The sequence below is a fragment of the Massilia sp. WG5 genome, from assembly GCF_001412595.2.
Lineage (GTDB): Bacteria > Pseudomonadota > Gammaproteobacteria > Burkholderiales > Burkholderiaceae_D > Telluria.
The window spans coordinates 5,945,375-5,971,925 of sequence record NZ_CP012640.2; the positions used below are offsets into that span (position 1 = coordinate 5,945,375).

The window sequence follows — 26,551 nt, forward strand, 5'->3', positions numbered from 1 at the left end:
GATGTACACGATGATCTTGTTGCTGTATCTGCAGTCGGGCCTGGACGTTACGCTGGACCAGGCCAACCTGCGCGGCGAATTCGCCACCGTGGCGGAGTGCGAGGCCGCCGCGGCCAGGTTGCGCGGGCCGGTCCCGATTCCCCGCAACGTCCAGGCCGCCTGGCAGGACGTCATGTGCATCCGGCTGAACCGGGGCGTCAGCGTCAACCAGATGAAGCCGGTCGAGCTGGGCAAGCTGCTGCAGGACAATCCGCCGCTGGGCTGCCAGGCCGAGGGCGCCTGGGAACGGGTGGCGGAACTGTGCAGGGCGCCGGAGCGGACGCCGCCGCCGGCGCCGAACGGCGGCGACAAGCCCGAAGGCAAGCGTTGAGCCCGTGGGCGGCGGGCTTCAGTCTTCCTTCCACTGCGCGCCCCTGGGGCAGGGCACATCGCCCGCGTCGCCGGACAGCAGCATGCCGCGCATGCCGAGCGGATTGACGCTGCCGCTGCGCCGGCAGATGGTGGCGTTGCCGATGCGCTTGCGGTAGATGACGACGCCGTCCGGCGCCGTATAGCTGTCTTCGCGCACGCTCATCGAACGGTCGATGTGGGCCGCTTCCAGGCCGCGCCGGAAGCGGCCCATGGGCGTGTCAGGTTCGTCGGGGATGCCGGATTTCCCCTTGCGCAGTTCGCGGTCGATGCGGCCGGCCTGGCGTTTCGACAACCCGAGCGAGAAGCCGCCCCCGGCCTCCTTTTGCGCGCGAATGGCCTGCTGCACGTCGACCGGCGCGCCGGCATTGTCCAGGCCGGGCGCGGCCGGCTGTGGCGGCGGCGCCGGCTTGTCGTCGGACGGCGCCGGCTTGCCATCCGGCGGCGCCGGGGGCGGGAAAGGCGCGGTCAGCGGCGCGGCGGCGCGCGAAGGCAGCGAGCGGGGAAGCGATGGGGACGGCGGCGGGACCGCAGGGCGCCGCGGCCGGACAGTGCGCGGCTGCAGCAGGATCGAGACGACGTGCGACGTCTCCGGCAGGCGCGGAAGTGCGCGCCGCTGCTGCATCCAGGCCAGCAGCGCCGCCATGTGCATGAAAAGAATCAGCGCCAGCGCGGCCCGGTTCCTGGTGGGGAAACCTGCCGCGCCGGCGCCGTGGCTCATGCTTCGCGCCCGCTTACTTCGCGCTCATCGCCTGCTTGATGGCCACGCAGCGCTGGTCTTCCTCGAGCGTGTCGAGCAGGGCGCGGCGGGTGCCGGCCGACAGATCCTTCATCTGCGCGCCGGCCGCCTGCAGGCGCTTGACGCTGGCCGGGGTGCAGCTGGCCGGGAGCATGCTCGGACCGTAGGCGCGCATGTAGACCGGACCGGCGCTCTTGTCCAGCTCCGGCAGCTTCGCCAGGCGCTGGTCGGCGGTCTGTTCGGCCAGGGCTTTCTGCTCGGCCGGGTACAGGCTGCCCATTGCCGTACGCACTTTCGAGAAGGGCAGCTTGGTCCTGGTGTCCTGGATCGTGCCCAGCCACTCGCGCTTGACTGCCGCGTCCGGACGGATGACGGTCGCCGCCAGCGCCGCGGCCTGGCCGCTGTCCGACTTGTCGCGTTCCTGTTCGGCCTTCACCAGTTCTGCCGCGCCCGGGTAGTCGAAGCGGTTCAGGCGCGCGATGATGGTCCAGCGCAGGTCCTGGTTGACGCTCAGGCCGTCGAGGGTCTGCTTGCCGTCCAGCAGGGCGGCCAGGCGGTCGAGGGCCGGGCGCGAGCTGGCCAGGCCGACATAGGCGCCGAACCAGCGGCGCTGGAAGTCGTCATTGCCCTTGGCGGCGACAGCGGCCTTCCAGGCCATGTCTTCGAGCTGGCGGCCGGCCTGCTGCGCGTAGGCGCTGTCCGGATCGCCGGCGCTCAGGTAGTGTTTGGCGGCGCCGACCTTGCCCAGCACGTCGCCCAGCAGGGTGTAATCCTTCTCCTGCGGCGCATTGTTCAGGGCGGTGGCGATGAACTCGTTGAGCGGCAGCTTGGCGTCGCGCACGCCATCCCACAAGCTCTGCCACAGCATGGCGCGCAGCAGGGGATCGTCGACGCTGGCCAGGCTGCCGCGCGCCGTGTCGAAGGAGCGCTTGTCGAGCTGGACCTTGACGAAGCCCCAGTCGCCGAAGTTCGGGTACACCAGGTCCGGGCAGGCTGCGCCGACCATGCCCGGCACCGCGGTCTTCGCGCCCTTGTAGGTGACGGCCACGTTCTTGTCGAGCTTGAGCTCTTTGCCGTCCAGGCGGAAGCTGGCGACCTGCACGCGCTGTTCGCGCAGGGTCGGGAACTGCTTCGTCGCACCCTGGTCGAGGCTGAAGGTGGCGATCTTCCCGCCCTTGCAGCTGTAATTCGCGGCGATGGTATTCACGCCCGGCTGGTACAGCCACTCCCTGGTCCAGCCCTTCAGGTCGCGGCCGGCGGCCTCGCCCAGGCTGCCGATGAAGTCGTCGAGGGTGGCGTTGCGGTACTGGTACTTCACCAGGTAGTTGTGGACGCCTTTGCGGAATACGTCGGCGCCCAGCAGGTGCCGCAGCTGCATCAGGGTCGACGCGCCCTTCGAATAGGTGATCGCGTCGATATTGTCGAAGGCGTTCTGGGTCGACGGCACCGGTACCTCGATCGGGTGGGTGGTCGAGCGCTGGTCCTGCGCATAGGCGGCCTGCTTGCCCTCGGAATAGAAGGCGCGCCAGGCGTCCTTGAACTCGGTCGCTTCGGCGGTCGCCAGCGTGCCCATGAAGGAAGCGAAGCTTTCGTTCAGCCACAGGCCGTTCCACCACTTCATGGTGACCAGGTCGCCGAACCACTGGTGCGCCATCTCGTGCATGATCACCGAGGCCAGGCGCGCGCGCTGCTCGGAGGTCATGTCGGCCTTGTACATGAAGCCGCGTTCGGCGAAGGTGATCGCGCCGGCATTCTCCATCGCGCCGTACAGGAAGTCCGGCACCAGGATCTGGTCGTATTTCTCGAACTGGTAGGGGATGCCGAAGTAGTCGTCGAAGAAGGCCAGGCCTTCCCTGGTGTACTTGAACCACTCGGCCGGCTTGATCTGCGACGCCACCGACTGGCGCGCGAACAGGCGCAACGGGTACTTGCCGCTGTTGTCTTCCCACTTCTTGTAGGGACCGGCGTGCATCGAGAAGTTATAGGGGCTGAGCTTCCTGGTCTTCGGGAAGGTCCAGCGCTTGCCGTCGCCATTCGCCGCGACCTTCGTTTCGCGCGTGGTCGAAATGACTTCCCAGTCGCCCGGCGCGTTCACGTTGACCTGGTAGGTGCCCTTCAGGTCCGGCTGGTCGAACACCGCGAACATCTGATGGGCCGCGGCCGGCTCGAAGTGCGAGTAGGTGTAGACGCGGCCGTCGACCGGGTCGACCATGCGGTGCAGGCCTTCGCCGTTGGTGCTGTGCGGGCGCTCGTAGACGATGGTGACGGTGTTGCGGCCCTTGACCAGGTCCTGCGCCGCCAGCGTGACGAACCAGCCGTTGTACTGCGGGGTGACGCTCTTGCCGTTCACGGTGACCGACTTGACGCTGGCCTTGTCGAGGTCGACGGTCAGCGGGGACGAGGCATCGTTCAGGTCGAAGCTCAGGGTCGTGGCGCCGCCGAAGCTCTCCTTGCCCGTCAGCGTGAAGTCCAGCACGTAGTCGACGTTCGACACGCGCGCCGAGCGTGCGACGGCGTCGGCCTGCGACAGAAAGGCGTTTTCGGCACGGGCGGCCGTGGTAGCGGCTTGGGTGGCGGGAGCGCAGGCCAGCGCGGTGGCGATGGCGAGCGGCATCAGGCGAAGAGCAAAGGTGTTCACGGGTGGTCCTTGCAGCGATTGACGAAGAATGGATCGCGCAAGAATAGCATGTCAGCAACATTAATCGTACTGATATGCGAGCCGGAAAGGGGATTTTTTGCTGCCGTGAACGGCTGGCGGGGAAGGTAAATACCCTTCGATATATGCATGCATATATCGAAGGGCAGAAAGGCTCAGGCGTTCGCCTGCAGCGCCGGATAGTCGATATAGCCTTCCGGGCCCGGTGCATAGAACTTTTCAGGACGCGCCGGATTCAGCGGTGCGTTCTGCTTCAGGCGCGCCGGCAGGTCGGGGTTGGCGATGAACCACTGGCCCCAGGCGACCGCGTCCGCTTCGCCGCTGTTCAGCAGCTGCTCGGCGCTTTCACGGGTCAGCTTTTCGTTGGCGATGTAGACGCCGCCGAAGGCTTTCTTCAGTTCGGGGCCGAGGCGGTCGTCGCCGATCGCTTCGCGGGCGCAGATGAAGGCGATGCCGCGCTTGCCCAGCTCGCGGGCGACGTAGCCGAAGGTTGCCGAAGGGGTCGAATCGCCCATGTCGTGCGAGTCGCGGCGCGGGGCCAGGTGCATGCCGACGCGGTCGGCGCCCCAGACCTCGATGCAGGCGTCGGTGACTTCCAGCATCAGGCGGGCGCGGTTTTCGATCGGGCCGCCGTAGGCATCCTTGCGCTGGTTGGTCTTGTCCTGCAGGAACTGGTCGAGCAGGTAGCCATTCGCGCCATGGACTTCGACGCCGTCGAAGCCGGCTTTCTTCGCGTTCTCGGCGCCCTTGCGGTAGGCGGCGACGATGCCCGGGATCTCTTCCAGGTCCAGCGCGCGCGGGGTCTCGTATTCCTTGATCGGACGGACCAGGCTGACGTGGCCGGCCGGCTTGATGCTCGAGGGCGCCACCGGCTTGTCGCCGTTCAGGAAGAGCGGATCCGAGATGCGGCCGACGTGCCACAGCTGCAGGAAGATGCGGCCGCCGGCCTTGTGCACGGCATCGGTCACCAGCTTCCAGCCTGCGACCTGCTCGTCGGACCAGATGCCCGGGGTGTCGGCATAGCCCACGCCCATCGGCGTCACCGAGGTGGCTTCCGACAGGATCAGGCCGGCCGAGGCGCGCTGCGCGTAGTACTCGGCCATCATGGCGTTCGGCACGCGGGCTTCGCCGGCGCGCGAGCGGGTCAGCGGCGCCATCACGATGCGGTTCGGCAGCTCCAGCGCGCCAACTTTCAGAGGGGAAAACAATGTGGTCATCAGTACTCCTGTTCTTGTTGACTCGGAATTCAGTAAGGCGGCCGCCATCTTACGACAGCCGCGGAATTCCTGCCGGGGCCGTCCCGCTTTTGCCTGCGGGTCACAAATCGGGCGCAGCGGGGAGTGCTATACTTGCGGCCCTTTGTGCATGGATGAGCGGAGAAGCCGATGAGTTGGGCGTATCTGGTGATTGCCGGATTGCTGGAAGTGGCCTGGGCCGTGGGGCTGAAATACACGGCCGGGTTCAGCCGCCTGTGGCCATCCGTGTTCACGCTGGCGACCATGGCCGGCAGCGTCGGCATGCTCGGCCTGGCGCTGCGCACGCTGCCGCTCGGCACCGCCTACGCCGTGTGGACCGGGATCGGCACCGTCGGCACCGCCGTGTTCGGCATGCTGATGCTGGGCGAGCCGGCCGGCGCCCTGCGCCTGCTGTCGATCGGGCTGATCGTGGCCGGCATCGTCGGCCTGAAGCTGCTCGCGCCGGCCTGAAGCGTCCTGCCGCGCCGCTCAGCGCGTGGCAAGCCAGCGCGTGCGGATGCGCTCCAGTTCGCCGTTCGCACTGAGCTTGTCGATGGCGGCGCCGAGCAGGCCCGCGAGGGCGGGATCGGCCTTGCGGCTGACCCAGAAATAGGACGGCTCGGCAGCCAGCACCGCCGGCAGCACCCGCAAGCGCGATCCGAGGCGCTCGCTGCGGATGTAATGCTGCAGCGCCATTTCGTTCACGTAAGCGAAACGCCCGTGGCCGGCCAGGATCTTGTTCAGGTTCACGCGGTTGTCGTCGGTGGCGTCGTCGACCTTGACGCCGGCCGCCTTCAGATGGTCGGTGAACGCCGAACCGCGCTGGCTGGTGACCAGCGCGCCCAGGCGCACCAGGTCCTGCAGGTCGCGCACCATGGCAGGGTCGCCGGCGCGCGCCGCCAGCAGGTGGCGGATCATGTACACCGGCTTACCGGTCGGCACCGCGATGGCGCGGCGCCGTTGCGTCGGGATCAGCCCGCAGGCGGCGTCCAGGCTGCCCGATTCCAGCCCCGCTTCGATGCCAGGCAGCGAGCGGCTGCGGCGGTAGCCGGTGAAATGCAGGCGCGGTTCGATGCGCTCGATCGCGGCCATGACGTCCGGGCAGATGCCGGTGACGCGTTCGGGTTGCGCCACCCATTTCGGCGCGATGGTTTCCTGCGCGGCGACGCGCACGTCCATCCCCCATGCGCCGGCGCAGGCCGCCAGCCCGGTGGCGAGCGCCAGCAGGCGCAGGGCGCGCCGCGCCCTCGTTGCTTCAGTCTTCATTGTAATCGTTGTCGTTCCTGGACAGGCATCGCCATTTTCGCACGAAGCGCCCCCCTGCCGCGCGCCGATCAATTGACCTGAAAACTTTGCTCCTGAAGGGGAGGTGACGCACGTTTGATCCGTTCGGCATGGCGCCCGTGCCGGCTGCCTAAACTCGGTGGCGAACCGGGGCCGGAGCGCCCCATCCGCATACCAGGGGACATCGATGATCTTGTTGACGGGAGTGGCCGGCTTCATCGGCATGCACATGGCGCGGCGCCTGCTCGCCGAAGGGCATGAAGTGGTCGGCATCGACCATCTCGGACCCGGCTTCCCGCCGGTTGCCGCATCCGGGCTGAAGGAGCGGCGCCTGGCCGAGATCGGCGACGCGCCGGGCTTCCGCTTCCACCGCGTCGACGTCACCGATGGCGGCGCCCTGGAGGGCCTGTTCCGCGCCCACCGTTTCGAGACGGTCATTCACCTGGCCGCCCGGACCGGGGTCCGGCAATCCTCTGCGCAGCCGATCGAATGCGTGACCAGCAATGTGGTGGGCCTGGCCAACGTGCTCGAGTGCAGCCGCCGCCACGGCGCCGGACACGTCCTCTACGCCAGCAGTTCCAGTACCTACGGCGCGAGCCGGCGCCTGCCCTTCGACGAGCACGACCCGGCCGGCCACCCGGTCAGCGTGTACGCCGCCACCAAGCGCAGCGGCGAGCTGCTGGCGCACAGCTACAGCCACCTGTACGGCCTGCCGACCACCGGCCTGCGCTTCTTCACCGTCTACGGACCCTGGGGCCGCCCCGACATGGCGCCGATGCTGTTCGCGAACGCGATCGCCGCCGGCCTGCCCATCGAGGTCTACAACGGCGGCCGCATGCTGCGCGACTTCACCTATGTCGACGATGTGGTCGAATCGGTGCTGCGGCTGGCGGCGCGCCCGGCCGAGCCCGACCCCGGCTTCGATCCGGCGCATCCGGACCCGGCCGCCAGCCATGCGCCGTTCCGGATCTATAACGTCGGCAACCAGCAGCCGGTGGAACTGTCGGCCTTCATCGACGCTCTCGAGGATGCGCTCGGGCGCAGCGCCGAACGGCTGGCGCGGCCGATGCCGCAGGCCGACATGGCGGCCACCTGCGCCGACACCCGCGCCCTGCGCCAGGCGATCGGCTGGACCCCGGCCACGCCGCTGCGCACCGGCATCGGACGCTTCGTCGAGTGGTTCCAGCGCCATGGGGACTGCCATGCATAGCCTGTCCCTGGTCGTGCCGATGCACGACGAGGAAGAAAATGTGCTGCCGCTGGCGACCCAGGTGCAGGCGGCGATGGCGGCCTGTCCCTGGCCCTGGCAACTGATCCTGGTGGACGACGGCAGCCGGGACCGCACCGCCGATCGGATCCGCGAAGCCGTGGCCGCCAGCCCCGGGCACCTGGCGGCCGTGATCCTGCGCCGCAACTTCGGCCAGACTGCCGCCATGCAGGCCGGCATCGACGCTGCCCGCGGCAGCGTGATCGCGACCATGGACGGCGACCTGCAGAACAACCCGCACGACATCGTGCGCATGGTGCGCCGCCTGCTCGACGAAGATCTCGACCTGCTGGTCGGCTGGCGCCGCGAGCGCAAGGACAGCTTCTGGCTGCGCAAGCTGCCCTCGAGGCTGGCGAACCGCCTGATCGTCGCCGTCACCGGCGTGCGCCTGCACGATTACGGCTGTTCGCTGAAGGTCTACCGCAGCTCGGTGCTGCGCGAAGTCAGGCTGTACGGCGAGATGCACCGTTTCATCCCGACCTGGATGGCGACCGTGACCTCGCCCGAGCGCATCCGCGAAGAGGAGGTCAGCCACTTCCCGCGCATCCACGGGCGCTCCAAGTACGGGCTGTCGCGCACCTTCAAGGTCCTGCTCGACCTGCTCTCGATGTATTTCTTCGTGCGCTTCCGCGCCAGCCCCGGTCATTTCTTCGGACGCATCGGCCTGGCCTGCGCCTTCGCCGGAATGGCGGCGCTGGCCTGGCTGGCCTGGCTGAAGCTGGTGGAAGGCGAGCCCATCGCGAGCCGCCCCTTGCTGCTGCTGGCGGTGCTGCTGGTGGTGATCGGCGTGCAGTTCGTCTGCACCGGCATCGTCACCGAAGTGCTGGCGCGAACCTACTTCGAGGTCGGCGCCGCCCGTACTTACCTGGTGCGCGAAACCTTCGGCGACCCGGGCGGCTTCGGCGCGGACGGCAGCGATGCCCGCAGCGGCGAGGGCCCGCGCGCAGGCGCGGCACGGCAGCCATGAAGGGCGGTCCGGCCAGGCAGGGTGCTTCGTTCCCGCCGCCCCGGCTGCCGGCCCCGGCAGACACGCAGGCGGCGCCGCTTGTGCGTTTGCGTCCGCGTTTGCGTCCGCTCATGGCGCCGCTGGCGCTGCTCGGCGCGCTGTTCGTCGGCCTGTTCTTCCGGCTCGGCGGCATTCCCCTGTTCGACGTCGACGAGGGCGCCTTCGGCGAAGCCACGCGCGAGATGCTCGAACGCGGCGACTATGTCTCGACCTGGCTGAACGGCCAGCCGCGCTACGACAAGCCGATCCTGATCTACTGGCTGCAGGCGGCTTCGGTCCAGCTGCTGGGTCTGGACGAGTTCGCGCTGCGCTTGCCGTCGGCGCTGGCCGCAACGGCCTGGATCGCGGCCATCCTCGCCTTCGCACGCCGCTTCCTCGGCCGCGACACCGGCCATGCCGCGGCCTTCATCGCCGCCAGCACCGCGGGCCTGACGGTCATCGGGCGCGGCGCGATCGCCGATGCGCTGCTCAACCTGTTCCTGGCGCTGAGCATGTTCGACATCTACCGCTACGCCGTCGAGCCGCGCCCGGCCTTGCGGCGGCGCGCCTTCCTGTGGATCGGGCTCGGCCTGCTGACCAAGGGGCCGGTGGCGCTGCTGGTGCCCGGCGCAGCCAGCCTGCTCTTCTTTGCGCTGCGGGGCAGGGCGGCGGACTGGTGGCGCGCGCTGCGCGATCCTGTCGGCTGGGCGATCCTGCTGGCGGTGTCCATGCCCTGGTATCTGCTGGAATACGGGCGCCGCGGCGACGCCTTCCTGGCCGGCTTCTTCCTGCGCCACAATGTCGAGCGCTTCCTGTCGCCGCTGCAGGGGCATGGCGGCAGCCTGCTGTACTACCTGCCGGCCATGCTGCTCCTGCTGCTGCCGTATACCGGCCTGTTCCTGCGCACGCTGCCCGGCCTGCGTCGCATGAAGGCCACGCCGCTCGACAGCTTCCTCTGGTGCTGGTTCCTGTTCGTTCTCGTGTTCTTTTCGCTGGCCGGCACCAAGCTGCCGCACTACCTGCTGTACGGGGCGACGCCGCTGTTCGTCCTGATGGCGCGGCGGCGCCGCGAACTGCGCTCGACGCTGCTGGCCTTCGCGCCGCCGCTGCTCTTCCTCGCGCTGGTGGCGGCCCTGCCCCGGCTGCTGGAGCGGTTCGCACCGGGCATCCGCAATCCCTATATGCGCGAGGCCCTGGGCCGGACCGAGGCGTTCGGCACCGCCTGGCAGCTCGGCGTGCTGGCGCTGCTGGCGGCTGCGCTCGGATTGGCGCTGTGGCGTGGCGCAGCGCTGTGGCGGCGCCTGGCCGCCGTCGGACTGCTGTGTTCGCTGGCACTGACCGGCCTGCTGCTGCCGGCGCTGGCCGAGCTGCAGCAGGGGCCGGTCAAGGAGGCGGCGCTGCTGGCGCGCCGGGGCGGCTGGCAGGTGCACGGCTGGCGCATCAACATGCCCAGCTTCTCGGTCTACCGCGGCGCCGTCACGCCGGCCACGGCGTCGCCACGGCCGGGCCAGGTGATCCTGACCCGCAGCGACGCGCTGGATGCACTCGCTGCCCAGGGGCCGTTCCAGCTGCTGTACCGCAAGGGCGGCATCGTGCTGGCCCGCCTGCCGGAGTGAGGCGATGCCGGCGCCGCTGCGCTCCCCCTGGGTCTGGCTGCCGCCCGCCGCCGGGCTGGCGCTGCTGGCGCTGGTCCTCGCGACGGGCGCCAACCGCCCCGTCTTCCTGGCGCTGAACCATGCGGGTCATCCGCTCGGCCAGTTGTTCTGGCTGCACCTCACCATGCTGGGCGATGGCGCGGTGGCGCTGGCCCTGGTGCTGCCATGCATCCGGCGCCTGCCGCATTGCTTCTGGGCGGCGCTGGCCGCCGCCGTCTTCGCCGGGCTCTGGACCCAGGTGACCAAGCAGTTCATCGACATGCCGCGCCCGCTCGCAGTGCTGGCGCCCGGCCAGTTTTTCCAGGCCGGCCCGGCATTCCGCCACGTGTCCTTCCCCTCCGGCCACGCGGCGGCGGCCTTCGCGCTGGCCGGGATCTGGGTCATGGGCGTGGCTGGCGGGTTGTTGCTGCGCACGACGATCCTGCTGCTCGCCACGCTGGTGGGCCTGTCGCGCATCATGGTGGGCGTGCACTGGCCGGTCGACATCTTGTGGGGCATGCTCGGCGGCTGGCTGGGCGCCTGGCTCGGTTTGACGATGCAGGCGCGTTGGGGATGGCGCACTTCGGGACCGGGCGGCTTCCTGGCAGGCCTGCTGCTGGCCGGCGTCGCGGCGGCGCTGCTGGTGAGCACGCATATCCGCATCCCGGCCGTGCTGCCGGCGCAGCGCCTGATCGGCTGCGTCAGCCTCGTATGGGGCGTGTGGGAAATGGCGCTGATGCTGCCGCGGCTGCGCGGGCTGCTGCGCTGGCGGGCCTGGCGGCGCCTGCGATGGCGGCGCACGCCGTCGCGCCAGCAGATCAAGGAGAGGATCGATGGGTGAAGATGGCTGGTGGCTGCTGGTCGGTTTCGGCGGCCAGGTCCTGTTCATGGGCCGCTTCGTGATCCAGTGGCTAGTCAGCGAACGCCAGCGCCGCAGCGTGATCCCGGTCTCGTTCTGGTACCTGAGCATCCTGGGTGCGCTGGTGCTGCTCGCGTACGCGCTGCACCGGCGCGACCCGGTGTTCGTCGCCGGCCAGGGGCTGGGGGTGGCGATCTACCTGCGCAACCTGCGCCTGATTCGCATCGACCGGGCGCAGGCGAAGAGCGGCTAGCCTTATTCGCGGCCGAACTGCGGGTTGGGACGGGTCAGGTAGTACCACTCATGGTTGGGGCTTGCGTTCACGTCCGGGAACAGGATGCGGCCCGAGAATTCGGCGGTCACCGGGCTGCCGTCGGCGCGGACGCCGATCTGCTCGCCTTCCTGCACCGGGTCGAAGCTGGCCCAGGTGCGGGTGAAGCTGTCGCCGGCGTCGAGCTTGTCGTGCACCACCACCATCTGCAGCGCCTCCATCTCTTCGAAGGGAATCGGCTGCGGTTCGGGTGCGTCGATCAGCTTCAGGTGGGCCAGGGTGTTCATGATCGCGCGGTAGGCCACTTCCGGCGCCTGCGGGTCGAGGTGCTGGCCGCATTCCAGGGTCAGCGCATAGCCGCCGGTGCTGCGCATGTATTCGGTGGTGCCCATGCCGTAGCGCAGCACGGTTTCCAGCTCGGCCGCGTTGCCGCGGGAGCGGCGCTGCACGCCGCCGCCGTAGGCCGCCATCCAGCCGGTCACGAAGCGGCGTACGCCCAGGCGGCGCGCCAGCGCGCGTTCGGCGCGCATGTGACGGAAGGGTTCCAGGCTGCCTTCGTTGTCCAGCGGGCCGACCATCACGAAGGGCTCGCCGTGGGCGGCATTGAAGGAGTGCAGGTCGAGCAGCACGTCGTGCTGGGCCAGCAGCGGGCACAGCCAGTTGGCGACGCGGTCTTCGAAGTCTTGCGGGTTTTCCTTCGGCGACAGGTCGCGGTTCAGGTTACGGTCGCCCGAGCGGGTGTTCTTGGCGTAGGCCAGCGGATTCACGATCGGCACGAAGGTCACGCTGCCATTGACGATGCGGAGCTGTCCGGCGTCGAGTTCCGCCATCACGCGGGTAATGGCCTGGGTGCCGCAGATCTCGTTGCCGTGGGTCGCGCCCATGATGATGACGCGCGGGCCTGGTCCCTGGCCGGTGTAGTTAACGGATTTGAAGTGCAGCTGGCTTGGGTTGGCGCTCATGCGTAGTGTTCCAAGGAAATATCGGTGCGGGCATTTTATCGGAAACCTTGGCACGAGGGAGACCACGTGGCATCATCCGGCGTTTTCGTCGACGATCTCCCACATGAGCAGCGCATCCGTCCGCGCATCACCGCGCGCATCAACACGTGTTCATGGTCTCGATACCCTGCGCGCGCTGGCCGTGACGCTGGTGGTCTTGCACAATTACGTGCTGTTCGTCAGCGGCACGGACAGCTTCGGCTGGGTCGGCGAGATCGGCTGGGCCGGCGTCGACCTGTTTTTCGCCTTGTCCGGCTACCTGATCGGCAACCAGATCTTCCAGGCGCTGCGCCGGCCCCAAGGCCTATCGCTGGGCCGCTTCTACGCGCGTCGCCTGCTGCGCACGTTGCCGAATTTCTATGTCGTTCTGGCCCTGTATGCGCTGTGGCCGGCATTCCGCGGCAGCACGCCCATGCTGCCGCTGTGGCAGTACCTGAGCTTCACCCAGAATATCGGCCTCGAGCCGGGCACTGCCTTTTCCCATGCCTGGTCGCTGTGCATCGAGGAGCAGTTCTATATGCTGCTGCCGGCCTGCGCGCTGCTTGCGGTGGCGCTGGGCAGGCGCGGCGTCAGACGCCGCTGGGCCTGGGCCGTGTTCGCGCTGGCCTTCTCGACGGGGATGGCGATCCGCGCCGGACTATGGCTGCATGGCCAGGAAGAGACGAACTGGCTGCACTTCTATTACAAATACATTTATTACTCCAGCTTCTGCCGCTTCGACGAACTGTTGGCCGGGGTGGCGCTGGCGCTGCTGAAGCAAACCCATGGCGGCGCCTGGGCGCGCCTGATGGGGCAGGGCAGGCTGCTGCTGGCGGCGGGTCTCGCGGCCGGTGCGCTGGCGCTGCGCTGCTTCCTGGTCGACCACTACGGCTTCTCGACCACCGTGTTCGGCTATCCGCTGCTGGCGCTGGCCTGTGCGCTGCTGATCCTGGCGGCGCTGGCGCCCGACTCGCCGCTGCACCGCATCCGGGTGCCGGGCGCGTCCAGGCTGGCGCAATGGTCCTACGCGATCTACCTGCTGCACAAGCAGGTCGGGATCCTGGTCGCACGGCCACTGGCCGCAGCGGGCTACGGACCGGAACATCCGCTGACGATCGCGGCGGCGCTGGCGGCCTCGGTGCTGGCCGGCTGGTTCCTGTACCGCCTGGTCGAGACGCCCTTCATGCGGCTGCGCGAGCGCTATGTGCCGGGCAATGGCGCGGCTTCGGGCGGCGTCAGGGCCGCCGGGATTCGATGATGTCGGCGGCGTCGATGACGTCGAAGGCGGCCGGCATGTCGGCCAGCCAGGCCGCCAGGTGGGCCACCCGCATCGACGGATCGTAGCCTTCGGTCGAGGCGATCGCCGCGCGCAGGCCGGGCAGGGCCTCGGGCGTGCGCGGGCCGGCGTAGGCGTCGACCAGCATCGCGAGGAGCTCGTTCGGCGGCGTGCCGCCGCGGCGCAGGCGTGCGTGGATCACGGCCAGCAGGGCGCGCTGCATGCGCGGGGTCGGATGCGCGATATACGCGAAGACGCTGGGCGTGTTCGTGATGGCGTCGGCCATGGCCTGCTCGATCCGCTCCGGCTTGTAGTCGGAGGGGATGTCGAAATAGGCCTTGTCCCAGCGGGTGTCCGCGTAGCGGTGGCCCGGCGGGAAGGCATCGATGGTTTCCAGCCCGAGCGCGCGGCTGGCGCGCCCGAGCAGGGAAGTAATTACAGGTATCAGCGGCATACCGCTAGTGTAGCGGAAGAGCGCTCAAGCGAACCGGCCCGCCCGAAAATCCTCGACCGCCTGGAAGACCTCGGCATTCGTGTTCATCACGAAGGGGCCGTACTGGGCGATCGGCTCGTTCAGCGGGCGGCCGGCGAGCAGGATCAGGCGGCTGTCCACGCTGGCCTTGATGCGCACGCCGTCGGCTTCCTTCGCATTGTCGAGGATCGCCATGCGCGCCTGCGGCACCGCCTTGCCGTCGACCACGACCTCGCCGCGGTAGACGTAGAAGAAGGCATTATGTCCGGCCGGCAGCGCCTGCTCGAAGGTCTCGCCCGCGGGCAGGTCGATGTCCAGGTACAGCGGCTGCGTCGCCTCGCGCTGCACGGCGCCGTCCACGCCGTGCGAACTGCCGGCGATCACCTGCACTGCGGCGCCGGAAGGCAGCGCAAAGCGCGGCACTTCCTCGTTCGGGATGTCGCGATACCAGGGTGCGCTCATCTTGTCGCCGGCGGGCAGGTTCAGCCACAGCTGGAAGCCTTCCATCAGGCCCTCGTTCTGCTCGGGCATCTCGGAGTGGATCACGCCGCGGCCCGCCGTCATCCACTGCACGCCGCCATCGCTCACCAGGCCTTCGTTGCCGGCGCTGTCGCGGTGGCGCATGCGTCCGGCCAGCATGTAGGTGACGGTCTCGAAGCCGCGGTGCGGGTGCTCCGGAAAGCCGGCGATGTAGTCGCCGGCCTTGTCGCTGCCGAAGGCGTCCAGCATCAGGAAGGGATCGAGACGGCGCTGCAGCGGCTGGGTCAGGACGCGGTTGATCTTGACGCCGGCGCCATCCATCACGAACTGGCCGCCGATGAGGCGTTCGATGTGGCGGCTCCGTTCAACACGTTCTACTGCCAATTGCTGTTCCATGTCGATCTCCTTGTAAAGTAACACCGCGGCCCTGGGCCGCGGCGAATGCATGGCGCTACTGCGTCGGGCCGGCGCTTCAGGCGATGGCGGCGACGACCGCGTCGGCCTCGGCCTGGCCCTTGCCCGCTGCTTCCGGACCCATCGCCTGCGCGTTCGAGTAGACGAAGGTGGATTCGGTCATGCCCAGGAAGTTCAGCAGCATGCGGATGTGCGGCACTTGCGGATCCGCGTCTTCCGGATAGATGCCGCCGCGCGAAGTGGCCACGAACACCTTCTTGCCCTTCAGCAGGCCTTCCGGACCGGATTCCGTATAGCGGAAGGTGACGCCGGCGCGGGCGATCGCGTCGAACCAGGCTTTCAGCTGGATCGGCATGCCGAAGTTGTACATCGGGGCGCCGATCACGACCACGTCGGCGGCCTGCACTTCGGCGATCAGGGCGTCGTCCAGGGCCACGCGGGCAGCCTGCTCGGGCGTGCGCTGGTCGGCCGGGGTGAACAGGGCGCCCAGGGCGGCTTCGTCCAGGATCGGATGGGCCTTGGCGCCGAGGTCGCGCACGGTGACGCTGGCGCCCGGGTTGGCGGCGCTCAGCCTGGCGACGATGTTGCCGGCCACGCGGTTCGATTCGGAATTGGCGCCGCGGACGCTGGAATTGATCTGCAGGATGTTCATGGTGGCTCCTTGGTGTTTGTCGTGTCGGTTGGTATTTCGATGTAGACACTTTAATGGTTCCATCTATCGTGCGGAAGGCGTTAGAATGGATAACATTATTCAACCAGTGGAACAATCAGGAGCGACCATGGATATCGAAGCCAACGACATGCTGCTGTTCGCCCGCATCGTCGAGTCGGGCAGCTTCAGCATGGCCGCGCAACGCCTGAACCTGCCGAAATCGACCGTCTCGCGCCGCATCGCGCTGCTCGAAGCCAGCCTCGGCGAACGGCTCCTGCAGCGCACCACGCGCCGGCTGGTGCTGACCGAATTCGGCGAGAGCCTGCTCGAACATGCGCGCAAGGTGGCCGAGGAGGTGGAGGCGGCCGGCGCGCTGGCCCAGCACCGCCAGGCCAAGCCGAGCGGGAAATTGCGGATCTCGATGCCGGGCGACTTCGCGAACCTGTACCTGACCGACCTGATCGCCCGCTTTACCGCGCGCTATCCGGCGGTGACGCTGGAACTCGACCTGTCGCCGCGCCGGGTCGACCTGGTGGCCGAGGGTTTCGACATCGCGATCCGCATGGGCGACCTGCCGGACGATTCGAGCCTCAACGCGCGCCGGGTCTCGCTGGAACGCTTCGGGCTGTACGCCGCGCCTTCCTATATCGGGCAGCATGGCCTGCCCGAACATCCGGACGACCTGTCGGCGCACGATCTGCTGTGCCTCCTGAGCCGCAACGGCGGCCCCACCCCCTGGGTGCTGGAGCGCGGCAAGACGCGCTGGGAACGTGCGGTGCGGGCGCGCCTGACGGCGAACTCGCCTGAGCTGCTGGCGCGCATTGCCGCCGGCGGCGCCGGCATCGCCGCCAGTTCGACGCTGTTCGTCCAGCCTTATGTGCAGAAGGGGGAACTGGTGCGCGTGCTGCCGGAGTGGGAATTCCCGTCGGCGCACGGCTGGGCCGTTTTTCCCGGCCGGCGACTCATGCCGGCCAAGACGCGGGCCTTCCTGGACATGCTGGAAGAGGCGTGCTGCGCGCGGGCGGGGCAGCAGGCTTGACCGCCGTCCCCGCCGTCGCCGGGACGGCGTTCAGCCGCCGGTAAAATCGCCCATCTTTTCGCCGAGGCGCACCGAACGCTCGGGCGCCCAGTCCTGGTTGAACTCGATCGTCTTCGCCTTGAACAGCATCACGATGGTCGAGCCGAGCAGGAAGCGTCCCATCTCTTCGCCCTTCTTCAGCACGATCTTCTGGTCGTCGTAGCGCCACTCGCTGATCTTCTGCGGGCGCTTCGGGTTGACCACGCCGTGCCACACGGTGGCCATGCTGCCGACGATGGTGGCGCCGACCAGCACCATCACGAAGGGGCCGTACTGCTCGGATTCGAACACGCAGACCACGCGCTCGTTGCGGGCGAACAGGTTGGGCACGCCGCGCGCCGTGGTCGGGTTCACGGAGAACAGGGCGCCCGGCACGTAGATCATGCGGGTCAGCCTGCCGTCGCAGGGCATGTGCAGGCGGTGGTAATCCTTCGGCGACAGATACAGATTGGCGAAGCTGCCGTGCTGGAACTGCTTTGCCAGTTCGGCGTCGCCGCCCACCAGTTCGGTGGTGGTGAAGCGGTGGCCCTTGGCCTGCAGGATATGGTGGTCGTCGATCGCGCCGAACTGGCTGATCGCGCCATCCACCGGGCAGACGAAGGCGGCATCCGCCAGCGGCCGCACGCCGGCCTTCAGCGGACGGGTGAAGAAGTCGTTGAAGCTGGTGTAGCTGGCGATGTCCGCATTCTCGGCTTCGGCCATGTTGACGCCGTACTTGCCGACGAACCAGCGGATCAGGCGGGTCGTGATCGTGCCGCCCTTGGCCCCGGCGACGCGGCCGGCGAAGGTCGTCAGGCGCTGCTTGGGCAGCAGGTATTGCGGCAGGACTTTAAGGCGATCGGACACGGTGAAACCTCGAATAAAAGATGTCCGATTATAACGGCCAGCCCGGACAAGTGGGCGAGAGTTGCATTTTGACATCGATTTTTATATGCATGCATATTCTGTTGGTACATGCATATCAAAAATATTACCGCGCTAGCAACAAAATGAGCTGCTTCTGATGGAGAATGGCCGTCCATTTCAACATGAACAGATTGACATGCCAGCCGCCACGCATCCATTCCGCCTGACCCTCGCCGCTGCCGCCGTCGCGGCCGCCACCGCCAATCCGGCCCATGCCCAGCAGGGGCCCGACAGCAAGATCCAGCAGGTCGAGGTGAAGGGCGCCGCCGAGGCCTACGATCCGCGCCGCGACGACACCGCCAGCAAGATCGTCGTCAACAACGCCGAGATCGTCAAATACGGCGACACCAATGTGCTGGACGTGCTCAAGCGCGTGCCCGGCGTGACCATCAGCAGCAACGGCCGCGGCGGCGAGATCCGCATGCGCGGCCTGGGCAGCGGCTATACGCAGGTCCTGATCAACGGCGAGCGCGCGCCGCAGGGTTTCGACATCAGCTCGCTGTCGCCGGACGTCATCGAGCGGATCGAGGTGCTGCGCGCCGCCAGCGCCGAGTTCTCGACCCAGTCGATCGCCGGCACCGTCAACATCGTGCTGAAGAAGGCCGTGAAGGCCGCCCAGCGCGAGCTGAAGCTGGGCTATGGCCACGGCGCCGCCATGAACAGCCCGACCGCCAGCCTGCAGCTGTCCGACAAGCTCGGCAAGCTGTCCTATTCCTTCGCCGCGAACGGCTTCCAGAACCGCTTCACCAACGATCCCGAGACGATCGAAAGCTTCGTCGATCCCCAGGGCCTCATGACCGGCCTGCGCCGCAGCGAAACGCCGCAGGACGCCAGGATCAGCGCCGTGAACATGACGCCGCGCCTGAACTACAGCTTCGACAACGGCGATACCCTGACCTCGCAGACCTTCGCCAACTGGGCCAATTTCAGCCAGTCCGAAGCGGGCAATGTCGAGACCCTGCTCGGACCGCTGCCGGCCTATCCGCGGCTCGACCAGGACATGACCAACCATAACCACGTGTTCCGCGAAGAGCTGAACTGGGTGCACAAGTTCGAATCGGGCGGCAAGCTGGACGCCAAGCTGAGCGGCCTGTACGTCGGCGCCGGCAACGTGACCTATCGCTTCGGCAGCGGCAATCCGGCGGCCGGCCCGCTGCGCGCCTTCATCAAGTCCGATGCCGCCGTGCGCGGCCTGACGTCGACCGGCAAGTACACGAGCGGCCGCTTCGACGGCCATGCGCTGGCCTTCGGCTGGGACGGCGGCTACCAGACCGGCGACGATGCGCGTCTGGAGCGCGACGCCGCGGCCCCCGATGTTTCGCTGCCGGGCGGCGACGAGTTCTACGAATCGACGGTCTCGCGCCTGGCCGTGTATGCCCAGGACGAGTGGAACGTGACCCCGGCCTGGTCGGTGTACCTGGGCGCGCGCTGGGAAGGCATCCGCACCTCGACCGCCGGCAATACCTACGCCGAGGTGAAGAACAGCTCCTCGGTCCTGAGCCCGGTGGCGCAGACCCTGTACAAGCTGCCGGGCACCAAGGGCGACCAGCTGCGCCTGGCCGTGACCCGCACCTACAAGGCGCCGGGCCAGCAGCAGATCATCCCGCACCGCTTCACCTCGGTCAACAACAGCCAGACCGAACCGGATTCGATCGGCAACCCGCACCTCAAGCCCGAGCTGGCGCTGGGCATCGACGCCTCCTACGAGCACTACTGGGCCGAGGGCGCGCTGCTGTCCGCCAGCGTGTCGAGCCGCCGCATCACCGACTACACGCGCAACCTGATCGTGTTCGACGGCGCGCGCTGGGTCTCGACCCCGACCAACAACGGCAACGCCCGCACCTACGGCCTCGAACTGGAAGCCAAGTTCCCGCTGAAGGCCGTGATGGCGACCACCACCAAGCTCGACCTGCGCGCCAGCCTGTCGCGCAACTGGTCGACGGTGGACTCGGTGCCGGGCCCGGACAACCGCCTGGACGGCCAGACTCCCTTGTCGGCCACTTTGGGCGCCGACTACCGGACCGGTCCGCTGACGCTCGGCGGCAGCTATGTCTTCAAGAACGGCGGCTTCGTACGCATCTCGGACAGGCAGATCAGCTACCAGTCGGTGCGGCGCGACCTGGACCTGTACGCGCTGTGGAAATTCAATCCGAAGCTGCAGCTGCGCGTGGCGACCGCCAACCTGCTGGCCCAGGACACGCTCAGCCAGAGCAGCTACACGACCCCGGGCGTGGGCACCCAGACCAGCCGCACGCTGAATCCGGTGTACCGCAGCGTGCGGGCGACGCTGGAGATGAAGTTCTAAGCCTGGGCTGTGTTGAACATGTCGCGGTGCAGGCGCCAGCTGCCGTCGACCTTGCGCCAGACGACCAGGTAGCGTCCCTCGCCGGCGAGCACGGGTTCGCCGTCCGGCGCCCCCGCATACAGCGCGTAGCTGCCGACTTCGCTCGCCCGGGCGTCGTCGCCGTCGACGTCGTCGGTGCTGAAGCGCGCGCCGGCGATGCCGTTGGCGAAGGCGCCCGCGAAGAAGGCGGCGATCGCGTCGGGGCCGATGCAGGCGGGCGCCCCCTGCGGGATCAGGCGTGCGTCGTCGGTGTAGAGGGAGGCCGCGCGGCGGGCGTCGCGCGCGGAGATTGCTTCGGCGAGGCGGTCCTGCGCCGCCTGGATTTCATCTTTCAGGGCCATCGGCTGTCCTTTCGGTTCGCGGTAATGAGCTATGAAACACGATTGATCATACGCGGATTCCTTTTCTAAAAAAACAATTTTGCTTGTCCCATAAATGCTTTAGGTTTAAAGTATCTTCCGGCATCCGCCGAACCGTTCTTTTCTCCGGAGCGTTTCATGACAAGCTCATTGGCAAGCTCGGTCGCTGCAGAGTTAAGCCCTTCGGCCTACGTCGACAGCTTCGCGCGGGACCATCTCCCGCCGGCCGGCGAATGGCCCGATTTCCTCTTCGATCTCCCTGAACTGCAGTACCCGGCGCGCCTGAACTGCGTGGCCGAGCTGCTCGACCGCCATGTGGCCGAGGGCCGCGGCGCGCGCCGCGCCGTGCTGGGCGCGCACCTGGACTGGAGCTATGCCGAGCTGCAGCGCCAGGTCGACCGCATCGCCCACGTGCTGCGCACGGAGATGGGCCTGGCGCCGGGCAATCGCGTGCTGCTGCGCGGCGCGAATTGCCCGATGATGGCGGCCGCCATCCTGGCCGTGCTGAAGGCCGGCCTGATCGCGGTGCCGACCATGCCGCTGCTGCGCGCGCGCGAGCTGGGCGTGATCCTCGACAAGGCGAAGGTGGACGCGGTGCTGTGCGCACGGGCGCTGGCGGCGGAACTGGATACCGCGCTGGCGCAGTCGGCCGGCCATGCGCCGGCGGTGTATTTCGACGACCCCGGCGATCCGGATAGCCTGGAAGCGCGCATGGCGCGGCACGACGCGCCCTTCGCGGCGCTGGAAACGGCGGCCGACGACATCTGCCTGATCAGCTTCACCTCGGGCACCACCGGTGTCCCGAAAGGCACCATGCACTTCCATCGCGACGTGCTGGCGATCTGCGACTGCTTCCCGAAGCACACGCTGGGCGCGCGCGCGAATGATGTCTTCATCGGCACGCCGCCGCTGGCCTTCACCTTCGGCCTCGGCGGCCTGCTGCTGTTCCCGCTGCGCGTGGGCGCGGCCGCGGTGCTGCTGGAGAAGCTGACGCCCGAGGGCCTGCTGGCGGCCATCGAAGGCTTCCGCGCCACCGTGTGCTTCACCGCGCCGACCTTCTACCGCCAGATGACGCCGCTGGTCCCCGGGCACGATATCGCGTCGCTGCACGCCTGCGTGTCGGCCGGCGAAGCGCTGCCGCTGGCCACCCGCGACGCCTGGCGCGCCGCCACCGGCATCGAGATGATCGACGGGATCGGCGCCACCGAGCTCCTGCACATCTTCATCTCCGCCAGCGGCGCGGACGTGCGGCCCGGCGCGACCGGCAAGCCGGTGCCGGGCTATGCGGCCTGCATCCTCGATGCGAAGGGCGAGCCGGTCGGCCCCGGCGTGATCGGACGGCTGGCGGTCAAGGGACCGACCGGCTGCCGCTACCTGGCCGACGAGCGCCAGCGCCAGTACGTGCTGAACGGCTGGAACCTGACCGGCGACGCCTACGAGATGGACGCCGACGGTTACTTCCATTACCGCGCGAGGACGGATGACATGATCATCTCGGCCGGCTACAACATCGCCGGCGCCGAGGTCGAGGAGGTGCTGCTGAGCCATCCGGCGGTGCTCGAGTGCGGCGTGGTGGGACGCGCCGACGAGGAGCGCGGCCAGATCGTCGAAGCCCATATCGTGCTCGAGCCCGGCGTCGAGGCATCGCCGGAACTGGTGCGCACGCTGCAGGACTTCGTCAAGGAGCGCATCGCGCCCTATAAATACCCGCGCGCCGTGCGTTTTACCGACAAGCTGCCGCGCACCGAAACGGGCAAGCTGCAGCGCTTCAAACTTCGCGAATCGTGAACATCGTATGAATATCGTGTGCATTGGCGGCGGACCGGCCGGCCTGTATTTCGCCCTGCTGATGAAAAAGCAGGATCCGCAGCATCGCGTCGTGGTCGTCGAGCGCAACCGGCCCTACGACACCTTCGGCTGGGGCGTGGTGTTCTCGGACCAGACGCTCGGCAATCTCGCGGAGAGCGACGAGCCGACCGCGCGCGCGATCCTGCAGGCCTTCAATCACTGGGACGACATCGACGTCTTCTACAGGGGCAGCCGCGTCAGCTCGGGCGGGCACGGCTTCTGCGGCATCGGCCGCAAGCGCCTGCTGAACATCCTGCAGCAGCGCTGCGAGGAATTGAAAGTGGAGCTGGTGTTCGAGACCGACGTGCAGGACGACCAGCTCCTCGCCGCGCGCTACCACGCCGACCTGGTGATCGCCGCCGATGGCCTGAACAGCCGCATCCGCACGCGCTATGCCGACGTGTTCCGGCCCGCGGTCGAGACTCGGCGCTGCCGCTTCGTCTGGCTGGGAACGAAAAAGAAATTCGACGCCTTCACCTTCGTGTTCAAGGAGACGGAGCACGGCTGGTTCCAGGCCCACATCTACCAGTTCGACGGCGACACCTCGACCTTCATCGTCGAGACGCCGGAAGAAGTGTGGCGCAGGGCCGGCCTGGCCGACATGCCGCAGGGCGATGCGATCGCCTTCTGCGAGCGCCTGTTCGCCGACCACCTGGACGGGCATCCCTTGCTGTCGAACGCCGGCCACCTGCGCGGCGCCGGCATCTGGATCGCCTTCCCGCGCATCGTCTGCGAACAGTGGGTGCACTGGCATGCCGGCGTGCCGGTGGTGCTGATGGGCGACGCCGCGCATACGGCGCACTTCTCGATCGGTTCCGGCACCAAGCTGGCGCTGGAGGATGCGATCGAACTGGCGCGCTGTTTTGCCGCCCGTCCCGGCGATCCGCGCGCCGCCCTGGACGCCTACCAGGCCAGCCGCTCGGTCGAGGTGCTGAAGATCCAGTCGGCGGCGCGCAATTCGATGGAATGGTTCGAGAACGTCGAACGCTACAGCGCCCTCGAGGCCGAGCAGTTCGCGTACTCGATGCTGACGCGCAGCCAGCGCATCTCGCACGAGAACCTGCGCCTGCGCGATCCCGGCTACGTGGCGCGTTTCGAGGACTGGTTCGCGCGCCGCGCCTGCGCGCAGGCGGAGGTGCAGATGCCTGCCGGCGCGCGGGTGCCGCCCATGCTCACTCCCTGGCGGGTGCGCGGGCTGGTGCTGAAGAACCGCATCGCGGTGTCGCCGATGGCGCAGTATTCGGCGGTCGACGGCGTACCCGGCGACTACCACCTGGTCCACCTGGGCGCGCGCGCGCTGGGCGGGGCGGCGCTGGTGTTCGCCGAGATGACCTGCGTCTCGGCCGACGCGCGCATTACCCCGAGCTGCCCGGGGATGTACACGCCCGCGCACACCGCGGCCTGGAAGCGCATCGTCGACTTCGTGCATGGCCAGAGCGACGCGAAGATCGGCATCCAGCTCGGCCACGCCGGTCCGAAAGGCTCGACGCGCGTGATGTGGGAGGGCATCGACCAGCCGCTGCTGGACGGGAACTGGCCCCTGGTCGCGGCCTCGGAAGAGCAGTATTTGCCGGGCGTCTCGCAGCTGGCGCGCGCCGCCACCGCGGACGACATGGACCGGATCGAAGCCGACTTCGTGCGCGCCACGCAGGCTTGCGACGAGGCGGGCTTCGACTGGCTGGAGCTGCACTGCGCGCATGGCTACCTGCTGTCGTCCTTCATCTCGCCGCTCACCAACCGGCGTACCGACGAATACGGCGGCAGCCTGGGAAACCGCTGCCGCTATCCGCTGCGCGTGTTCCGCGCGATGCGCGCCGCCTGGCCCGCGGACAAACCGATGAGCGTGCGCATTTCGGCCCACGACTGGGTCGAGGGCGGCATCACGCCCGCGGACGCGGTCGCGATCGCGCGCCTGTTAAAGGAAGCCGGCGCCGACATGATCGACTGCTCCTCGGGCCAGGTCAGCAAGCAGGAAAAGCCGCTGTTCGGCCGCATGTACCAGACGCCCTTCGCCGACCGCATCCGCAACGAGGCCGGCATTCCCGCCATCGCGGTCGGCTCGATCTTCGAGGCCGACCACGCCAACAGCATCATCGCGGCGGGGCGCGCCGACCTGTGCGCGGTGGGCCGCCCGCACCTGGCCGATCCGGCCTGGACCCTGCACGAGGCGGCGAAGATCGGTTTCAACGCGATCGCCTGGCCGAAGCAGTACTTGCCCGGCAAGGCCCAGTTGGAGCGCAACCTGGAGCGCGAGCGCCAGATCGCGGCGGCGAGCACGGGCTTGTCGCCGCAGCAGGTGGCGGCCAGGCTGCTGGAGGGCTGATGGATACCCTGAGCGGAAAACACGCCGTGGTGACGGGCGCCAGCCGGGGCATCGGGCTGGCGATCGCGCGCAGCCTGGCGGAGCAGGGCGCGCGCGTCACGCTGATGGCGCGCGACGCGGCGGCGCTGGAAGCGGCCGCTGGCCAACTCGGCGCCGCTGCGGCATGGCAGCTGGCGGACGTGGCCGACCAGGCCAGCGTGGCCGCGGCTTTCGAACGCGCCGGCACGGTCGACATCCTGGTCAACAACGCCGGCCAGGCCAGCTCGAGCCCCTTCCTGCGGACCGACGAAGCCCTGTGGCAGGGCATGCTGGAGGTGAACCTCACGGGCGCCTATCGCTGCATCCAGGCGGCGCTGCCGTCGATGCTTGAGGCGCGCTGGGGGCGCATCGTCAACGTCGCCTCCACGGCCGGGCTGACGGGCTACCGCTACGTGGCCGCCTATTGCGCCGCCAAGCACGGCCTGGTCGGCCTCACGCGCGCGCTGGCGCTGGAGCTGGCCACCAAAGGCATCACCGTGAACGCGGTCTGTCCGGGCTACACCGAGACCGATATCGTGCGCGAGGCCATCGCCAACATCGTGCGCAAGACCGGCCGCACGGAAGCGCAGGCGCGCGCCGAGCTGGCGGCCGCCAATCCGCAGGGACGGCTGGTGCAGCCGGAGGAAGTCGCGCACGCGGTGACGATGCTGTGCATGCCGGCGGCGGCGGCCATGAACGGCCAGGCCATCGCGGTGGCCGGCGGGGAAGTGCTGTGAAGGCGCGCGAGCAGCACCAGGCGCTCAAGCTCTGGCTGCGCATGCTGGGCTGCACCACGCGGGTCGAGAACGCGGTCCGCAGCCGCCTGCGTACCGCCTTCGGCATCACGCTGCCGCGCTTCGACCTGATGGCCCAGCTGGAGCGCCAGCCGGCGGGGCTGCGGATGGGCGAGCTGTCGAAACGGATGATGGTCACCGGCGGCAACGTCACCGGCATCGCCGGCCAGCTTGAACGCGAAGGGCTGGTGGCGCGCGCGCCCGACCCGCAGGACGGGCGCGCCTTCGTGCTGAAGCTCACGCCGCAGGGCCAGGCCGCCTTTGCCGAGATGGCCGCCGTCCACGAAGACTGGGTGGCGGAGCTGTTCAGCGAGGTGCCCGTCGAGGACATCGCGACCATGATTTCGCTGCTCGACACCATGAAGCAGCGCCTGAAGGACCAAGAGTAGGCAAATACAGGATTAGGAGAACACCATGCGTTACCTGCAGGGCGAGCCGCATTCGCTGCCGCGCAACCGCGCGCAGCTCTCGAGCTACCACGCCGAACATTTCCGCTACGAGGCCGCGAACGGCGTCGCCACCATCACCCTCGACCGCCCGGAGCGCAAGAACCCGCTGACCTTCGACTCTTATGCCGAGCTGCGCGACCTGTTCCGCGCGCTGGCGTATGCGGACGACGTCAAGGCGGTGGTGATCGCCGGCAGCGGCGGGAATTTCTGCTCCGGCGGCGACGTCCACGAGATCATCGGCCCGCTGACCAAGCTCGACATGCCCGGCCTGCTGGCCTTCACCCGCATGACCGGCGACGCCGTCAAGGCGATGCGCGCCTGCCCGCAGCCGATCGTGGCGGCGGTCGACGGCGTCTGCGCGGGCGCCGGTGCGATCCTGGCGATGGCTTCCGACCTGCGTTTCGCGACACCGCGCACCAGGACCGCCTTCCTGTTCACGCGCGTCGGCCTGGCCGGCTGCGACATGGGCGCCTGCTCGATCCTGCCGCGCCTGATCGGCCAGGGGCGGGCGGCGGAGCTGCTGTACACCGGACGCGCGATGTCGGCCGAGGAGGGCGAGCGCTGGGGCTTCTATAACCGCCTGTGCGAGCCGGATGCGGTGCTGGCCGAGGCGCAGCTTCTCGCCCGCAGCCTGGCCGACGGGCCGGTTTTCGCGCACGGCATGACCAAGAAGATGCTGCAGCAGGAGTGGAGCATGGGGATCGACGAGGCCATCGAGGCCGAGGCCCAGGCCCAGGCGATCTGCATGGCGACCAACGATTTCCATCGCGCCTACCACGCCTTCGTGGCGAAGCAGAAACCGGTCTTCGAGGGAGACTGA

At 68.4% G+C, this 26,551-nt stretch carries 25 protein-coding genes; 15 read left to right on the forward strand and 10 right to left on the reverse strand.

From position 1 onward, the window contains the following. Position 1 precedes the first annotated feature (1 nt). A complete protein-coding gene (locus AM586_RS26575) occupies positions 2-370 on the forward strand; it encodes a hypothetical protein (protein ID WP_047822777.1) in 369 nt (122 codons plus the stop codon). 18 nt (positions 371-388) lie between these two features. Here the strand turns inward: AM586_RS26575 and AM586_RS28475 are convergent, their stop codons facing one another. The 3 genes from AM586_RS28475 to AM586_RS26595 all read right to left on the reverse strand — a co-directional run bounded on the left by AM586_RS28475 (position 389) and on the right by AM586_RS26595 (position 5,020). Further along, complete coding sequence (locus tag AM586_RS28475) at positions 389-1,129, reverse strand: hypothetical protein (RefSeq protein WP_047822778.1); 741 nt, start codon at positions 1,127-1,129, stop codon at positions 389-391. A 13-nt stretch (positions 1,130-1,142) separates the two neighbouring features. Further along, on the reverse strand, positions 1,143-3,785 hold the full coding sequence (gene pepN / locus AM586_RS26590) for an aminopeptidase N (protein ID WP_229411054.1): 2,643 nt from the start codon (positions 3,783-3,785) through the stop codon (positions 1,143-1,145). A 173-nt stretch (positions 3,786-3,958) separates the two neighbouring features. Beyond that, complete coding sequence (locus tag AM586_RS26595) at positions 3,959-5,020, reverse strand: alkene reductase (RefSeq protein ID WP_047822782.1); 1,062 nt, start codon at positions 5,018-5,020, stop codon at positions 3,959-3,961. Positions 5,021-5,188: 168 nt separating this feature from the next. On the opposite strand from AM586_RS26595, the gene sugE reads away from it, so the two are divergent. Further along, on the forward strand, positions 5,189-5,509 hold the full coding sequence (gene sugE, locus AM586_RS26600; RefSeq protein WP_047822784.1) for a quaternary ammonium compound efflux SMR transporter SugE: 321 nt from the start codon (positions 5,189-5,191) through the stop codon (positions 5,507-5,509). An 18-nt stretch (positions 5,510-5,527) separates the two neighbouring features. On the opposite strand, the gene AM586_RS26605 is transcribed toward sugE, so the two are convergent. After that, positions 5,528-6,304, reverse strand: a complete 777-nt coding sequence (locus tag AM586_RS26605) for an ABC transporter substrate-binding protein (protein WP_047822786.1) — start codon at positions 6,302-6,304, stop codon at positions 5,528-5,530. Between the two features lie 205 nt (positions 6,305-6,509). On the opposite strand from AM586_RS26605, the gene AM586_RS26610 reads away from it, so the two are divergent. The 5 genes from AM586_RS26610 to AM586_RS26630 are packed head-to-tail and all read left to right on the forward strand — an operon-like array spanning position 6,510 to position 11,320. After that, positions 6,510-7,532 (forward strand): NAD-dependent epimerase/dehydratase family protein, encoded by a 1,023-nt coding sequence (locus AM586_RS26610; protein WP_047822788.1) that lies wholly within the window; start codon positions 6,510-6,512, stop codon positions 7,530-7,532. After that, positions 7,525-8,556, forward strand: coding sequence for a glycosyltransferase family 2 protein (locus tag AM586_RS26615; protein WP_229411055.1), 1,032 nt, complete (start codon positions 7,525-7,527; stop codon positions 8,554-8,556). Before AM586_RS26610 ends, AM586_RS26615 begins: the two co-directional genes overlap by 8 nt. Beyond that, a complete protein-coding gene (locus AM586_RS26620; protein ID WP_082439558.1) occupies positions 8,553-10,190 on the forward strand; it encodes a glycosyltransferase family 39 protein in 1,638 nt (545 codons plus the stop codon). The genes AM586_RS26615 and AM586_RS26620 overlap by 4 nt, the downstream gene beginning before the upstream one ends. A gap of 4 nt (positions 10,191-10,194) precedes the next feature. After that, positions 10,195-11,049 carry a phosphatase PAP2 family protein gene (locus AM586_RS26625; protein ID WP_052233324.1) on the forward strand — a complete coding sequence of 285 codons (855 nt, stop codon included), beginning with the start codon at positions 10,195-10,197 and terminating at the stop codon, positions 11,047-11,049. Further along, positions 11,042-11,320, forward strand: coding sequence for a lipid-A-disaccharide synthase N-terminal domain-containing protein (locus AM586_RS26630; protein ID WP_047822794.1), 279 nt, complete (start codon positions 11,042-11,044; stop codon positions 11,318-11,320). The genes AM586_RS26625 and AM586_RS26630 overlap by 8 nt, the downstream gene beginning before the upstream one ends. A 2-nt stretch (positions 11,321-11,322) precedes the next feature. Here the strand turns inward: AM586_RS26630 and AM586_RS26635 are convergent, their stop codons facing one another. Next, entirely contained in the window at positions 11,323-12,300 is a 978-nt protein-coding gene (locus tag AM586_RS26635) for a succinylglutamate desuccinylase/aspartoacylase family protein (protein ID WP_047822796.1), read from the reverse strand. A gap of 103 nt (positions 12,301-12,403) precedes the next feature. On the opposite strand from AM586_RS26635, the gene AM586_RS26640 reads away from it, so the two are divergent. Then, positions 12,404-13,576 carry an acyltransferase gene (locus tag AM586_RS26640; protein WP_047822797.1) on the forward strand — a complete coding sequence of 391 codons (1,173 nt, stop codon included), beginning with the start codon at positions 12,404-12,406 and terminating at the stop codon, positions 13,574-13,576. Here the strand turns inward: AM586_RS26640 and AM586_RS26645 are convergent. From AM586_RS26645 to AM586_RS26655, 3 genes are all read right to left on the reverse strand, one after another. Further along, a complete protein-coding gene (locus AM586_RS26645; protein ID WP_109370535.1) occupies positions 13,554-14,048 on the reverse strand; it encodes a hypothetical protein in 495 nt (164 codons plus the stop codon). The two genes, AM586_RS26640 and AM586_RS26645, sit on opposite strands and share 23 nt — an antisense overlap. A 24-nt stretch (positions 14,049-14,072) precedes the next feature. Next, on the reverse strand, positions 14,073-14,942 hold the full coding sequence (locus AM586_RS26650; RefSeq protein ID WP_047822798.1) for a pirin family protein: 870 nt from the start codon (positions 14,940-14,942) through the stop codon (positions 14,073-14,075). A gap of 76 nt (positions 14,943-15,018) precedes the next feature. Beyond that, positions 15,019-15,612 (reverse strand): FMN-dependent NADH-azoreductase, encoded by a 594-nt coding sequence (locus tag AM586_RS26655; RefSeq protein ID WP_047822799.1) that lies wholly within the window; start codon positions 15,610-15,612, stop codon positions 15,019-15,021. A gap of 127 nt (positions 15,613-15,739) precedes the next feature. Here AM586_RS26655 and AM586_RS26660 point away from each other — a divergent pair, with 127 nt between their 5' ends. Next, a complete protein-coding gene (locus AM586_RS26660) occupies positions 15,740-16,651 on the forward strand; it encodes a LysR family transcriptional regulator (protein WP_047822801.1) in 912 nt (303 codons plus the stop codon). A 30-nt stretch (positions 16,652-16,681) separates the two neighbouring features. Here AM586_RS26660 and asd read toward each other — a convergent pair whose 3' ends face one another. Beyond that, complete coding sequence (asd, locus tag AM586_RS26665; RefSeq protein ID WP_047822803.1) at positions 16,682-17,536, reverse strand: archaetidylserine decarboxylase; 855 nt, start codon at positions 17,534-17,536, stop codon at positions 16,682-16,684. A gap of 196 nt (positions 17,537-17,732) precedes the next feature. On the opposite strand from asd, the gene AM586_RS26670 reads away from it, so the two are divergent. Then, positions 17,733-19,901, forward strand: coding sequence for a TonB-dependent siderophore receptor (locus tag AM586_RS26670; protein ID WP_052233325.1), 2,169 nt, complete (start codon positions 17,733-17,735; stop codon positions 19,899-19,901). On the opposite strand, the gene AM586_RS26675 is transcribed toward AM586_RS26670, so the two are convergent. Further along, positions 19,898-20,281, reverse strand: coding sequence for an SgcJ/EcaC family oxidoreductase (locus tag AM586_RS26675; protein ID WP_047822805.1), 384 nt, complete (start codon positions 20,279-20,281; stop codon positions 19,898-19,900). The two genes, AM586_RS26670 and AM586_RS26675, sit on opposite strands and share 4 nt — an antisense overlap. A gap of 156 nt (positions 20,282-20,437) precedes the next feature. On the opposite strand from AM586_RS26675, the gene AM586_RS26680 reads away from it, so the two are divergent. Genes AM586_RS26680 through AM586_RS26700 form a run of 5 tightly spaced genes read left to right on the forward strand, consistent with a single transcriptional unit; the run spans position 20,438 to position 26,551 of the window. Continuing rightward, on the forward strand, positions 20,438-22,087 hold the full coding sequence (locus AM586_RS26680) for a benzoate-CoA ligase family protein (protein WP_047822806.1): 1,650 nt from the start codon (positions 20,438-20,440) through the stop codon (positions 22,085-22,087). A 7-nt stretch (positions 22,088-22,094) separates the two neighbouring features. Further along, positions 22,095-24,470: a bifunctional salicylyl-CoA 5-hydroxylase/oxidoreductase gene (locus AM586_RS26685; RefSeq protein WP_047822808.1), complete on the forward strand. Its 2,376-nt coding sequence runs from the start codon at positions 22,095-22,097 to the stop codon at positions 24,468-24,470. Continuing rightward, positions 24,470-25,225, forward strand: a complete 756-nt coding sequence (locus AM586_RS26690; RefSeq protein ID WP_047822810.1) for an SDR family NAD(P)-dependent oxidoreductase — start codon at positions 24,470-24,472, stop codon at positions 25,223-25,225. The genes AM586_RS26685 and AM586_RS26690 overlap by 1 nt, the downstream gene beginning before the upstream one ends. Before the next feature lie 41 nt (positions 25,226-25,266). Beyond that, the gene (locus AM586_RS26695; RefSeq protein WP_082439848.1) at positions 25,267-25,671 is read left to right on the forward strand and encodes a MarR family winged helix-turn-helix transcriptional regulator; all 405 of its coding nucleotides are present in this window, start codon (positions 25,267-25,269) and stop codon (positions 25,669-25,671) included. 25 nt (positions 25,672-25,696) lie between these two features. After that, a complete protein-coding gene (locus AM586_RS26700; RefSeq protein ID WP_047822814.1) occupies positions 25,697-26,551 on the forward strand; it encodes an enoyl-CoA hydratase family protein in 855 nt (284 codons plus the stop codon).

Excerpts from the sequence above, each read along its gene's own strand:
- AM586_RS26685 (WP_047822808.1), top strand. The coding sequence starts at position 22,095 with ATGAATATCGTGTGCATTGGCGGCGGACCGGCCGGCCTGTATTTCGCC.
- sugE (WP_047822784.1), top strand. The coding sequence starts at position 5,189 with ATGAGTTGGGCGTATCTGGTGATTGCCGGATTGCTGGAAGTGGCCTGG.
- AM586_RS26680 (WP_047822806.1), top strand. The coding sequence starts at position 20,438 with ATGACAAGCTCATTGGCAAGCTCGGTCGCTGCAGAGTTAAGCCCTTCG.
- AM586_RS26625 (WP_052233324.1), top strand. The coding sequence starts at position 10,195 with ATGCCGGCGCCGCTGCGCTCCCCCTGGGTCTGGCTGCCGCCCGCCGCC.
- AM586_RS26690 (WP_047822810.1), top strand. The coding sequence starts at position 24,470 with ATGGATACCCTGAGCGGAAAACACGCCGTGGTGACGGGCGCCAGCCGG.
- AM586_RS26610 (WP_047822788.1), top strand. The coding sequence starts at position 6,510 with ATGATCTTGTTGACGGGAGTGGCCGGCTTCATCGGCATGCACATGGCG.
- AM586_RS26645 (WP_109370535.1), bottom strand. The coding sequence starts at position 14,048 with ATGCCGCTGATACCTGTAATTACTTCCCTGCTCGGGCGCGCCAGCCGC.
- AM586_RS26655 (WP_047822799.1), bottom strand. The coding sequence starts at position 15,612 with ATGAACATCCTGCAGATCAATTCCAGCGTCCGCGGCGCCAATTCCGAA.
- AM586_RS26640 (WP_047822797.1), top strand. The coding sequence starts at position 12,404 with ATGAGCAGCGCATCCGTCCGCGCATCACCGCGCGCATCAACACGTGTT.
- AM586_RS26595 (WP_047822782.1), bottom strand. The coding sequence starts at position 5,020 with ATGACCACATTGTTTTCCCCTCTGAAAGTTGGCGCGCTGGAGCTGCCG.
- AM586_RS26650 (WP_047822798.1), bottom strand. The coding sequence starts at position 14,942 with ATGGAACAGCAATTGGCAGTAGAACGTGTTGAACGGAGCCGCCACATC.
- AM586_RS28475 (WP_047822778.1), bottom strand. The coding sequence starts at position 1,129 with ATGAGCCACGGCGCCGGCGCGGCAGGTTTCCCCACCAGGAACCGGGCC.
- AM586_RS26660 (WP_047822801.1), top strand. The coding sequence starts at position 15,740 with ATGGATATCGAAGCCAACGACATGCTGCTGTTCGCCCGCATCGTCGAG.
- AM586_RS26605 (WP_047822786.1), bottom strand. The coding sequence starts at position 6,304 with ATGAAGACTGAAGCAACGAGGGCGCGGCGCGCCCTGCGCCTGCTGGCG.
- AM586_RS26670 (WP_052233325.1), top strand. The coding sequence starts at position 17,733 with ATGCCAGCCGCCACGCATCCATTCCGCCTGACCCTCGCCGCTGCCGCC.
- AM586_RS26695 (WP_082439848.1), top strand. The coding sequence starts at position 25,267 with ATGCTGGGCTGCACCACGCGGGTCGAGAACGCGGTCCGCAGCCGCCTG.
- AM586_RS26620 (WP_082439558.1), top strand. The coding sequence starts at position 8,553 with ATGAAGGGCGGTCCGGCCAGGCAGGGTGCTTCGTTCCCGCCGCCCCGG.
- AM586_RS26635 (WP_047822796.1), bottom strand. The coding sequence starts at position 12,300 with ATGAGCGCCAACCCAAGCCAGCTGCACTTCAAATCCGTTAACTACACC.
- AM586_RS26630 (WP_047822794.1), top strand. The coding sequence starts at position 11,042 with ATGGGTGAAGATGGCTGGTGGCTGCTGGTCGGTTTCGGCGGCCAGGTC.
- AM586_RS26700 (WP_047822814.1), top strand. The coding sequence starts at position 25,697 with ATGCGTTACCTGCAGGGCGAGCCGCATTCGCTGCCGCGCAACCGCGCG.
- AM586_RS26615 (WP_229411055.1), top strand. The coding sequence starts at position 7,525 with ATGCATAGCCTGTCCCTGGTCGTGCCGATGCACGACGAGGAAGAAAAT.
- AM586_RS26675 (WP_047822805.1), bottom strand. The coding sequence starts at position 20,281 with ATGGCCCTGAAAGATGAAATCCAGGCGGCGCAGGACCGCCTCGCCGAA.
- AM586_RS26575 (WP_047822777.1), top strand. The coding sequence starts at position 2 with ATGTACACGATGATCTTGTTGCTGTATCTGCAGTCGGGCCTGGACGTT.